Annotated in this window: 11 protein-coding genes; all 11 read right to left on the bottom strand. The window is 43.3% G+C overall.

The features are described 5' to 3' along the window. Window positions 1–59: 59 nt before the first annotated feature. Window positions 60–689 carry a sugar transferase gene (locus A3751_RS07415; RefSeq protein WP_068453889.1) on the bottom strand — a complete coding sequence of 210 codons (630 nt, stop codon included), beginning with the start codon at window positions 687–689 and terminating at the stop codon, window positions 60–62. Continuing rightward, window positions 682–1557 (bottom strand): sulfotransferase, encoded by an 876-nt coding sequence (locus A3751_RS07410; protein WP_231876859.1) that lies wholly within the window; start codon window positions 1555–1557, stop codon window positions 682–684. The genes A3751_RS07415 and A3751_RS07410 overlap by 8 nt, the downstream gene beginning before the upstream one ends. Next, window positions 1550–2725: a glycosyltransferase family 4 protein gene (locus A3751_RS07405; protein WP_255374895.1), complete on the bottom strand. Its 1176-nt coding sequence runs from the start codon at window positions 2723–2725 to the stop codon at window positions 1550–1552. Before A3751_RS07405 ends, A3751_RS07410 begins: the two co-directional genes overlap by 8 nt. 131 nt (window positions 2726–2856) lie before the next feature. Next, window positions 2857–3954 (bottom strand): DegT/DnrJ/EryC1/StrS aminotransferase family protein, encoded by a 1098-nt coding sequence (locus A3751_RS07400; RefSeq protein WP_068453887.1) that lies wholly within the window; start codon window positions 3952–3954, stop codon window positions 2857–2859. Further along, window positions 3947–4414 carry an acyltransferase gene (locus A3751_RS07395; protein ID WP_068453885.1) on the bottom strand — a complete coding sequence of 156 codons (468 nt, stop codon included), beginning with the start codon at window positions 4412–4414 and terminating at the stop codon, window positions 3947–3949. The genes A3751_RS07400 and A3751_RS07395 overlap by 8 nt, the downstream gene beginning before the upstream one ends. Next, window positions 4415–5482 (bottom strand): Gfo/Idh/MocA family protein, encoded by a 1068-nt coding sequence (locus A3751_RS07390; RefSeq protein WP_068453882.1) that lies wholly within the window; start codon window positions 5480–5482, stop codon window positions 4415–4417. A 35-nt stretch (window positions 5483–5517) separates the two neighbouring features. Then, a complete protein-coding gene (gene wecB / locus A3751_RS07385) occupies window positions 5518–6594 on the bottom strand; it encodes a non-hydrolyzing UDP-N-acetylglucosamine 2-epimerase (RefSeq protein ID WP_068453881.1) in 1077 nt (358 codons plus the stop codon). Further along, window positions 6591–7703: a glycosyltransferase family 4 protein gene (locus A3751_RS07380; RefSeq protein ID WP_068453879.1), complete on the bottom strand. Its 1113-nt coding sequence runs from the start codon at window positions 7701–7703 to the stop codon at window positions 6591–6593. Before A3751_RS07380 ends, wecB begins: the two co-directional genes overlap by 4 nt. Next, on the bottom strand, window positions 7687–9498 hold the full coding sequence (gene asnB, locus A3751_RS07375; protein WP_068453877.1) for an asparagine synthase (glutamine-hydrolyzing): 1812 nt from the start codon (window positions 9496–9498) through the stop codon (window positions 7687–7689). Before asnB ends, A3751_RS07380 begins: the two co-directional genes overlap by 17 nt. Window position 9499: 1 nt before the next feature. Further along, complete coding sequence (locus A3751_RS07370) at window positions 9500–10633, bottom strand: glycosyltransferase (protein ID WP_068453874.1); 1134 nt, start codon at window positions 10631–10633, stop codon at window positions 9500–9502. 9 nt (window positions 10634–10642) lie between these two features. Continuing rightward, window positions 10643–11510, bottom strand: an 868-nt coding sequence (locus A3751_RS22680) for a hypothetical protein (RefSeq protein WP_197466219.1), incomplete at its 5' end; no start/stop codon positions are given.

Genomic DNA, 11510 nt, shown 5'->3' with positions numbered 1-11510 from the left:
AAACCTCATTTTCACTGCAACCCAGCAGTAAAAAAAGGGAAACGGCAACGCTAATAGTCTTACGCATCATGATTGCAGCCCCTCACAAAAAGAGTCTGGCTGATATAGTTTAAATCTTTAAGAAAGCTATAATTCTTAATGTAGCCCATATTTATTTTCACTTTATCAGGGAAGATCACTTCATCATTATATTTTGCAGGGTCAGCTTGCGCAGCAAGCAATGCCTCTTCATTTTTATATTTCAAGGTGGCTGGCCCAGTTATCCCCGGGCGTATCGTCAAGACCAATCGTTCTTCTCCGACTAACTTGTCTGCGTAGCCCGGAACATCGGGCCTTGGCCCAACAAAACTCATTTGCCCTAACAGTACATTCCATAACTGGGGAAGCTCATCGATTTTGGTTTTACGAAAAAAAGCGCCTAGCTTGGTAATCCTTGGGTCGTTGTCGGCAGTAATCGTTGTTTCAATACCTCTTACCTGGCGCATGGTTTTAATCTTAACAACTTTGAACAAACGCCCGTTACGCCCAACTCGCTGCTGAATAAAAAAACCATTGGAGCATGTATCTATACTGGCAGCGATCCACGCCAATAAAATCAACCAAAAAGAAAAACTCAAACCCACGAGCGCAACTACGACATCAAAACAGCGCTTTATCAACGCATCAGTTAAAGACAAGCCCTCATGCATTATTAAGGTAACCAAACTTGCTTAAAGTTTTCCCAACCAAGCCCTCTAGATGCGCAACTTCCTCCTTCCCTAGTGATTTACGCCCTTTCCCTAAACTCTTAGCAGATACACCCGCCACAGCGCGCTCCAACTGCTCACTAGTGGATTCAACCCCCATAAATTGAAGCACTCTCGCCAACTCAGTTTTTGGATCGCGTACAAATGCCTCATATTGAACGCGACAAACTTGGTCTTTAGGAAGGTGATTTAGCGCGGCATCAGACTTTTCGACACACTGTTGCCATTGAATCGCACAAACTTCATTCAAGGTATGCTTTGCTAGAATAGCCTGCATGTTATCTAACGCTGGGCCCCAAAAAGCTAAGCGTTTTTCCTTTGAAAAAAAACGATGCAGGCGCGCCCAAAAGTAACGCAATCCATAGTAAGGCAAATCAATTTTGGGAACGAAACGTACTTTCTCCAATATATAAGCCAAGTCTAACTTCGCCGTCCAACGCAACTTGGCAGACCCCGTCGCATCGACGCCATCACGCACAATAAAGATATATTTTGCGTCAGGAAAAACAGCATGAAGAAATGGCACGCGAAGAGAGTTCGCACAGGTTTTCTCAACGAGAATGTTTGCACCAAACTCTTTCGCATATTTGTCAAAAGTAGTGTTTAAGTAGGACTTAACTAGCGTGGTCGCTTGCTGCTCTGAAAACTCATCGGACGGATGTCTGACATTCCCATGACGAATAATGTAGTTTATTTCATCACAAGGCCATGTTTCGACACCATTAAAAGATGTTACGACATCGCGCAGCATGTTTGTACCCGAGCGAGGGGCGCCAATGATGAATACATTATAGTGGTCTGTACTAGGCACTCAGCCCTCCTATATAGTCGAGTAAACGCCCCGATAGAGCTTTATACTCGTAATTATCGATAGCGAACTGCCTCCCGTTGACTCCTAACTGCTCGCACTCGACTTTACTCATAGAACGTAGCGTCTTGATTCCATCAGCAATTAACTTTGCATTTTCTGCGCTTACAGTAATACCGGCACTAGCCAACTCGACAGGATCAGATGCGCCCGAATAGGAATGCAACACAGGTTTTGCGGCGTAAAAATAATCTGGGATTTTATTTGGGGATACTCCAAAGCGATATATATCATCGTCCAGCCACCCCAAGTAACAAACATCAAACAGCGCTAGCGCACTACTGACCTGGTCCTTCTGAACAGGGCCCGTAAATATCACGTTTGATAATCCATCTTTATCTATACGCTCTCGAAATTTTTCTAGGTATTGGCCTTTACCAACAATAACGAAATAAATTTCAGGAGCTTCATGCCGCAGAATCGCCGCAGCATCTAACAAATACTCCAAAGCATCATTTGCGCCTATTGAACCTGCATACCCAACTACAAACTTACCAGCACCTAAACCCTTGAACTCCTCTGGCAACTTAGATTTAACGGCAAGCCCATCAAAATCTACGCTATTAGGTACCCAACAAAATGGCTTCTTCGTAAAACCTTGCTCGCTAAGGTAACTAGAAAAGTTTTTAAGGTTAGACATAACACCATCGGACGATGCATAAGCAAAATGCTCTATTTTAGAAAGCAGAAAGATTAGAGGGTTCCTTTTACTGTATCCGCCTAACACTCTTAACGTTAGGGGCCAGATGTCTCTAACATCGAAGATCAGTTTTGCCTTACTGAGCCTCGCCACTCCCCAAGCTCCTAGAAAAGCGACAAGCGAAGGTGATGAGCATATCACCACTGTTGGACGCTCGCCGAACTTACGGTAATGAACTAAAAGTCGAAAAACAAACAAGAACCAGTTAAATATTCGGATCTTATTGAACGATGAACTATATTTTTTAACCTTAACCCTTGCGACTTTGAAACCGTCTGAAAGGTCAACATCATAGGCACCCTTTATCATTCTCGGGCTATGCAATTTATGGTTAAAATTGGCACATACTAGCGTAGTATCTACTCCTGATTCGGCTAAGCCTTTGGCCATGAAGTAACTTCGCCCTCCCATTCCGGTAGAAGGAGTAGATGCATAATGATTTATTATCCAAACATTATCATTGCGAGAAACTGGCATTTGAAACCTTAAGGTAAACGATAAATGAAGCTATAAGATATGGATTCGTCCATATACGGGAACGGCTATTTATGAAACTGAGCAACAACGTCAACAACTTTGCTGGCTGAGTTTAGGTCCAAATGATCCCCTATAGGAAGGCTCAGAAGCCTGTCCCCAAGGCCATGCGTATAGAAACCTGAAAAATTCTGCTCGATATAATTGTATGCATTCAACTCTGGTAACGAGATCGGGTAGTGAACCCCGCTTTGTATATTATTTGCAGCCAAATGTTCCTTTAGGCTATCGCGCGCGGCACTTTCTACTACAAACAAGTGGTAAACCTGTTTAGCCCAGCTTGCACGTTTTGGTAGCTTGATTGCCTCAATGTTTGAGAGCTTTTCCAAGTAATAGGCGGCAATACGAATTCTATTCTCGGTCCACGAATCCAAGTGCGGAAGCTTTGCTGAAAGAATAGCCGCCTGCAAGCCATCGAGCCGCGAGTTTCTGCCTTCAAACTCATGGTTGTATTTATCTATGCGTCCGTGATTGGCGATCATTTTCGCTTTAACGTAGGTATCATTACAATTGGTCGTTATTGCCCCACCATCACCGTATGCGCCAAGGTTTTTACCTGGATAGAAACTGAAGGCTGCTACATCACCAATTCCGCCAACTCTTTTACCTTTATATTCAGCGCCATGCGCTTGAGCGCAATCTTCAATAACCTTCAAACCATGTTGGTCGGCAATCTCTTGCAACGCATCCATATCACAGGGATGTCCATACAAGTGCACAGCCATAATCGCTTTGGTATTTGGTGTGACGAGAGAAATGACCGAAGCAGGGCTTAGCGTGTAATTGTCTGGGTTTATATCGGCAAAAACCACTTTACAACCAGCTCGCGTAATAGCCTCGGAAGATGCGACAAAGCTATTTGCCGGTACAATAATTTCAGAGCCTTTTTGAATACCTAAAGCTTCAATCGCAATTTCCAGAGCATCCGTACCATTCCCCACCCCTAGACAATGCTCCACTTGGCAATACTCTGCGAAAGCACTCTCAAACGCTTGAACATACTTACCGCCAACAAACGCAGTTTCGGAGATGACAGATGCGATTGCCTTATCAATATCTGATCTAATCGATTCATACTGCTGCTTAAGATCAAGAAACTTAACCATTTAGATTCCTTATTTTTTTAGCCGGGTTGCCAGCATAAATACCAGGCTCATTTATATCCTTCGTCACCACTGCGCCTGCACCAATCACAACATTGGAACAAATTCTCACCGGCAAAATTGTGCAGTTAGAACCAATTGAAACATTGTCACCTATAACCGTGCATAACCACTTACTTTTGTCGCCGCCAGCAGGGCCGCCATCAGAAAACAAGTCATTAATAAACATAACACCATGGCCTACGAAACAATCCCGGCCAATATCAACCAACTCACAGATAAATGTATGCGACTGCACCTTCGTTCGATCGCCAATAGTGACGTCTTTTTGGATCTCAACAAAAGGGCCAACGAAGACTCCGTCACCTAAAGCACACCCATATATATTTGCAGGCTGCACGATGGTGACATTCTCACCAAACTGCACATTGACGATGGCAACGTGCTTCTCTTTAAAAGACATTTAAACTTTTCCAAGCTTACAGCGCTGTGGCTTGAAATGAAGATACACTTCTTTCCCGGTCTCAATTGACTCATAAATCGCGTTAATCAATTCCAGACTTTTTCGACCAACCAAACCATCAACCAAGTGTCGTTTCTCGTTCTGAATACTATCTACAACATGCTCATAATAAGCTTGGTGCCCAAAGCCATAAACATTTGGAGGATTAACAGAGTACTTGTCCATTACATCTGCATCTTCAGGTGACTCCTCCAAGAAGTTCCATACTTTCATCTGGTTGACCGCAAAGCCGCCAATTTCGATGGACCCAGTTTCGCCAAGTAACGACAATGACCCTTCAAGATCTTTCGGCCTCACTGCTGTCGTGGCCTCAATGACACCGATCGCCCCATTTTTAAAACGAAGTGTTACGACTGCCGTATCCTCTGCCTCAATATCGACTAGCGCCGTTCTACTCATTGCAAAAACGCTTTCGACATCGCCCATCATCCACTCGAGGAGGTCAATATGATGGCTTGCCTGATTCGTCAGCACTCCACCATCTAAGGCCCAAGTACCTCTCCAAGCGTCCTGATCATAATACGCCTGCGGCCTACACCATCGCACCCGCACCGTGCCCATTACCAGCTTTCCAAGTCGGCCAGCATCCAATGCCTCCCGCGCTTTTTGAACCGGCACATTGAAACGATTCTGTTTAACAACGAATAGTTTCACACCATACTTATCGCACTCGGCTATCATACGATCGGCATCTTCCAAGCGAAGCGCCATTGGCTTCTCGACCATGATGTGTTTCCCGTACGGGGCCAACTCAATAACATGCTGCGGATGCAAGCCACTTTCAGTAAGCACCACCACAACATCAATTGCTTCGGATCGCATCATCTCATGCATATCTGTAAAAGCCGGTACACCAAACTGCTCGCCAATCTTATTCGCTTTTTCAGCAACGATATCGCACACAGCAGCTAAACACGCGCCTGGAATCTGTTCAAAGCCTAGAAGCTCAGAGTGCCTTTTAGCTATGCGGCCACAGCCTACTAATGCAAATTTCAACGACCTGCCCATTCGATACTCCATTTAAACGTGTGTTAATATAAAATTTAACGGCCTAACAATCGCTCTAGGATCTTAAAAGATGCAGATCCATCGCCATACAGGTTAGCGCGCGGGCCTTCGCTTACGCACTCTGTCGACGCAGCTTTCAAAATATTCCCGTGAGCTGCACCAACTAAGCTATTTGCACAGATATCAACTAGCTCAACCCACTCAGTTTCATCCCGCAAAGTGATACAAGGTTTCGAGAAAAAGTATGCTTCTTTTTGAAGGCCGCCACTGTCTGTCATTACCCTATCGCAGTTTGCTATTAGCCAAACCATATTCAGGTACCCGACCGGCTCAATAACCGTGATCCCTTGAAATTCAAGACCATATTCAGAGATAATTTTCCTTGTGCGCGGGTGTAATGGCAAAATAATATGTTGATCAAGCGCAAGTTCATTCAATGCACTCACAATGCTCGTCATTCTTTCCAACGAATCGGTATTCTCCGCACGATGAATCGTACAAAGCATGAAACCACCATCAGTAACATTATCTGGTTTAATAGCTAAATCTTTATAAAAAAGTGCGCCATCCAACATCACATCTCCCACATTATGAACCCGCGCATCATTTTTCCACGCATCAACACCTTCAATCTGCAAATTTTGCACAGCCGTTTCAGTCGGGCAAAAAAGCCACTTACTAATTCGATCTGTTAAGATCCGGTTCACTTCCTCAGGCATTGCCATGTTAAAACTACGCAAACCAGCCTCAACATGCGCGACAGGAATATGAAGCTTGGATGCAGCAAGCGCACCAGCAAGAGTCGAGTTGGTATCACCATAGACCATCACAACATCAGGTTTTTCTTTAAGTAACACATCCTCTATGTTTACTAGCATTTTCCCGGTCATTGACCCATGGGTTTGGCCACCAACACCCAATTGATAATCCGGCTTCGGGATTTGCATTTCTTCGAAGAAAATATCACTCATATTTGCGTCATAGTGCTGACCAGTATGAACAATAACTTCATTAATGCTTTGTCCACCTCCGTTTCGCTTTGCGATCTCACGACTAACCGTACCAGCTTTTATAAATTGAGGGCGAGCACCTAAAACAGTAACTATTTTCAAGACAGTAATTCCTGATACAATCCAAATAACTTTTTCTCTTCCTGCTCCCAATTGTACTTTTCTACAACTGCTCTTCGCCCATTTTCTCCAAGCCTTTCTGCCTCACAAGGGTGATCATTTAAATACTGGATAGCACCAGACAGCTCATCAACGTTTTCAGGGTCAACACAAATACCGCAATCATTTCCCTCAACAATCTCTCTCCATAAGGGAAAATTCGAAGTAACGATAGGTAAACTAGCACTCATATACTCGAACATTTTATTTGGTTGCGCATCGACGTGATTTGGCGATGCCAAGAAAGTCACGATACCAGCTCTTGACCTAGCGAGAATTTCAGCAACCTCTTCACGACTTTTAAAGCCCAAATCATTTACCGCATCAAACTCCTGAAAAGACTTAACTTCATCCTCCAGGTTTTTACTTCCAAAACTGCCAACCAAATTAAGCCGAATGCCCTTAGTCCGCCCAACTGCTTTTACCAAAGGTTTAATACCGCGAATCTCGGAAATACCTCCAACATACGCCACTTCGCCCACTTTAGCCTGATCATCGGTTACACAAGAAAGCTCATTTAAGAGAGGGTAATTGTTTATATTCGCAGTCAGATTACAAAAGCATCCAAACTTAGCCGTAATAATTGGCGTCGCTCCGATAACCGCATCTAACCTTGGACATGCCCATTTTTCGTAGCGATCAATAATCTTGCTCAAAAACCATCTCGCCAACGGATGTAAATAAGGTTTTCCTAATAACTGTTTTGGAAGGTCCTCATGCGCATCGAAGATAACAAGTTTACCGCGCCGCTTTAACCTAATTGCAATAGGCAATAGTTCTGGGTCATGCAGGTGATACAGGTCAGCATCTAACTCTAGCGCTTTTTTGTACACTTTTTTAACCGTGCGAGTCATTCTAGATAAACGGCCACCATCTTTAGCGCCGACATCCAAAATCGACACGTTCTCTTTGACTTCGTCTCCGAGTCCGTCGGCAATAATCAGTGAAACATTATACTCTTCGGCAAGCGATCGACACATTTTTATGTAGATTCGCACGTCATAACGAGGATGGGCAGAGCTCAAATGGACAACTCTATGAGGCTTGGACATTGAAGCGCTCCTCCCACTTTGCAACTGAGTAGAACTTAAACAATAGCCTGCCATCCAGACTATCTATGGCAGGTGCATCCCTTGTAACCTTTTTAAGAATCTTTGAGCTCTTAATGGCTTCTCTCATCTCTGCCTTATGCTTAGACAACCATTCGTTTTCCGGTGCATTAAAGCCAAGCTTGTTCTTCCTCCAAACAATACTCGCAGGCAGCAACTTGGCAACAGCGTTACGCAGGATATATTTCGTCCAGCCATTTTTTACTTTTAATGATCCAGGTAGGCGCAGTGAGCGTTCAACCAACTGATAATCTAGAAATGGAAGGCGAGCCTCTACAGAACAAGCCATTGAATTTTTGTCTTCATACCTGAGTAAATGCGGTAGCTGAGTACACTGCATTTCTTGCTCTTGCAGAAGCTCAATTGAAGAGCTCGAGCGGGCTAGCCGATCCACCCAGCCTAGATCCCCAATAAAGGCATCGCTGAGTAATTTGCATTTCCTTCTTAGTCTCCATTTGCGTATCCAAGCTAGACGGAAGTATAGTTGATAAGCAAGCACCTCAAACATGGACAGGCGAGAGTTAGCTTTACTTTTCAAAAGTGCCTTGAACCGTTGCATCAAAGGTAGAGAAGCTATATACGAGGCGTAATAACGTTCGTATCCAAGTAGCGACTCATCTCCTCCCTGCCCATCCAATAGAACTTTTATCCCCAGCTCCTTTGCTCGCCTCATAACCAAATACTGCATCACTAAGCTATAACTTCCAAATGGCTCTTCTTGCGCATAGACAACATCATCAATTGTCTTTAAAAAGTCAGCGAAGGTAGGTTCAACAACCTCTAGATTTAATCGAAGCTTCTCTGCGACTTCTGCAGCATAATTGCTTTCATCAAACTTTGTTTCGGTGGATTTCGCATGAATCGCAGTAAAATTGTCGCCGTTGTCTAAATGATGAGACGCAACCCCTGCGACTGAGGAGCTGTCTAAACCACCACTCAAACAAGTCCCAACCTTTACATCCGCGCGCAATCTAAACGAAACACTTCGATAAAGCTCAGCTCGATAACCATCCACAGCAGTATGCTCATCGGTATCTTTCAACAAAGGTCTACTCAATTCTGGCCATTCATACCAACGCTTAATTTCATAGCTCTTATCTTTCAAGCTATAAGTAAGGTTGTGGCCACCAGGCAAATTAAAAATACCATCGAAAAAAGTAGACTCCGTATGTTCACTCAATCCGATCACTAAAAAATCACGCAATATGTCGTAATTTGGCAGGCGTTGTGCCACGAATTGTAAGAGTTGTTTAATTTCAGAACCAAACAAGAAAAGGCCTTTTTGCTCGCTGTAATAAAATGGTTTTATCCCATAACGATCACGAGAACAAAAAATAATATTCTTGAGGCTATCGTAGATAGCAAAAGCCCACATACCATTGAAGCGCTCGGTGCACTTGTCTCCCCAATGGGCGTAAGCCGCCAAAATCACCTCAGTATCACAAGAAGTATGAAACGCATACCCCTCGCCCTTCAAATCCTCTCGCAACTCGAGAAAATTATAAATTTCCCCATTATAAGTAATGGTATATCGCCCAAGGTAAGTCATCGGCTGATGGCCCGCATCAGACAAGTCCTGAATTGATAAACGCGTATGACCTAATGCGAAATCATCACCTTCATATACGCCTTCTCCATCAGGGCCTCTGTGATGAGCAAGATCATTCATTTTCCCAACAAGGCTATGCAAATCAACATCTATTCCTGCACCATTAATACAACCCGCAATCCCACACACTTTAAAAAAGCTCCCTGTATACTTTGATTAACACAAGCTCTTCAACTTCCCAACAGTTTAGAGTCGAAACCGCAAGCGCATTAGCTTTTACTTTGGGGTAGTCGCAATTCATAGCGAGATCAACCGCCTCGCTTAAGCCTTGTAAATTGTTCTGCGAGGTAACAAAACCTGCCTCGGTTTCCAAAACGAACTTACGCATTTCAGGTAAGTTGGATACAATTACTGGCAATCCCGCCATAAAGTACTCAAACATCTTATTTGGTAAACAGTACCTGTAACTCAAGCAACTATCCTCAATGAAAGAAATGCCAAAATCAGCAGACCCTGTATATGAAAGAAGAACGTCTGGCTTGACTGCAGGATGGTAAAAAATGGTATCGCACAAATCGGAAGCTTTTTTAACAGATATATCGAGCGCACCATAACCCATACAAACAAGCACTTTTGAGTCATCGTTGTATGACTTAAAAAGGGTAAGCAAATCAGATAAACCTCGGCCAGCTGTTAAGCCGCCTTGATATAAAAATATTCTTTGATCTGGCCGTAAACTAAAAGTTTCTCGAAAAATATCCGTTGACTTTGCAGCAGTATATGGAGGGCAATTTCTTACTAATTCAGGTTTTTGAATTTTATATAAACGCTGGTATTCGTTTGCTATCGAATCACTAACCGTAATCACCCTATTAGCAAATCGAATAAATAGACTCTCTATAAAAAATAATAACTTAATGCTGCTTTTTGATTGACCTGGCTTTTGATTGATTTCGTATTCATGCGCATCGTAAACAACTTTAACTCGCCCGAAACGAACAAGTTTGATAAGCGCTCCGACTGGCAGCGTATTAAGATCATTACAATGAATTACGTCAGACTTTCGAATTAAAACAGTTAAGCGGAGCACCAACTCAAGATATTTTATTAGCTGTATGAGTTTATGTTTAGCCCATTTTTTGGTCCAAAGCTTTAGTCTCACAACCTGATAAAAAGTGCTTTGCTCAACCTCCTTAAGGCCTTCTTCGTGCAACGCGTAAATTGTAACTTGATAACCTGCCTTTCCTAGAGACTCCACCTCCTTCATTACACGGCTATCATTCTCGAACGTATTGAGAACCAATGCTGAAATATTCTTATTCATAATTAGAACTCACGAAACAACCAATGTTTTACCGGAACGGCATCCTAACTTTCTTCGACACATCAGCGTGATAAGTAGCACTAGCGCCACCAGCACCCACAAGGGCATGTCGACGATGTAATTACTAATGCCTGACGTCGCCAAACTCTTGAAATGCAATAACAGCCAAACGTTCAAACCAACGACTATAGGGCTTATGCAAATAGTGTTGACGAAAAAATCTAGTACCGCTAGCATAAAACCCACGAAAACTGCCGGAATTAACAACCCAAACCAGCCGAAGTTAGCATAAAGCTCCGTCCAAAACACCGAGGGAGAAGAACCCACAATCCCAGAGCGCGCCTCTGCAGGAAACCTCCACTGCATCAGCTCTACAGTTAAACGGAAGTGTTCAAAAGGAAGAATACCTGCTGGGTTCGGGAAACTTCTCCCCAACAAAAAACCTTGCTGATCGGGGACAAACTCTAAATAAAAATATGATGACCCAGTGCTCCCCGTCAATGCTCTTGAAAAAGCGTGCTGAACGGCAGCCAATGCATCGCCGCTACCCATAAAAACTTGGTACGCAAGGATTAAAAAAGCTAGCATTAATCCAATGGAAAATAGAGCACCACCAACTCTTATTCTCCCCCTATTTTTAACTATAGTGTGGACCAAAAACAAACCTAAAATAAACCAAGCAAAGGGGGCTTTTTCTGTCGCCATCAATGTACTAAAAGCTACCAATAGGAAAGACAAGAAAAACATAAAACCAGCAAGTTTCTTCTTGGTTAACCGCCATTGAGCAAAAAAGGAAAAAGCTACCAGCTTCGCTACATCATGCATAAAAAGGGAGTACCAGTGATATTTACCTGAAAAATTATTTCCCATCTCACTT

This window comes from Oleiphilus sp. HI0080, assembly GCF_001635135.1.
Note: the sequence above shows the minus strand (reverse complement) of the source record. Positions and strands in the feature narration are given on the sequence as shown.

Excerpts from the sequence above, each read along its gene's own strand:
- A3751_RS07415 (WP_068453889.1), bottom strand. The coding sequence starts at position 689 with ATGCATGAGGGCTTGTCTTTAACTGATGCGTTGATAAAGCGCTGTTTT.
- A3751_RS07405 (WP_255374895.1), bottom strand. The coding sequence starts at position 2,725 with ATGGGAGGGCGAAGTTACTTCATGGCCAAAGGCTTAGCCGAATCAGGA.
- A3751_RS07400 (WP_068453887.1), bottom strand. The coding sequence starts at position 3,954 with ATGGTTAAGTTTCTTGATCTTAAGCAGCAGTATGAATCGATTAGATCA.
- A3751_RS07395 (WP_068453885.1), bottom strand. The coding sequence starts at position 4,414 with ATGTCTTTTAAAGAGAAGCACGTTGCCATCGTCAATGTGCAGTTTGGT.
- A3751_RS07390 (WP_068453882.1), bottom strand. The coding sequence starts at position 5,482 with ATGGGCAGGTCGTTGAAATTTGCATTAGTAGGCTGTGGCCGCATAGCT.
- A3751_RS07380 (WP_068453879.1), bottom strand. The coding sequence starts at position 7,703 with ATGTCCAAGCCTCATAGAGTTGTCCATTTGAGCTCTGCCCATCCTCGT.
- A3751_RS07370 (WP_068453874.1), bottom strand. The coding sequence starts at position 10,633 with ATGAATAAGAATATTTCAGCATTGGTTCTCAATACGTTCGAGAATGAT.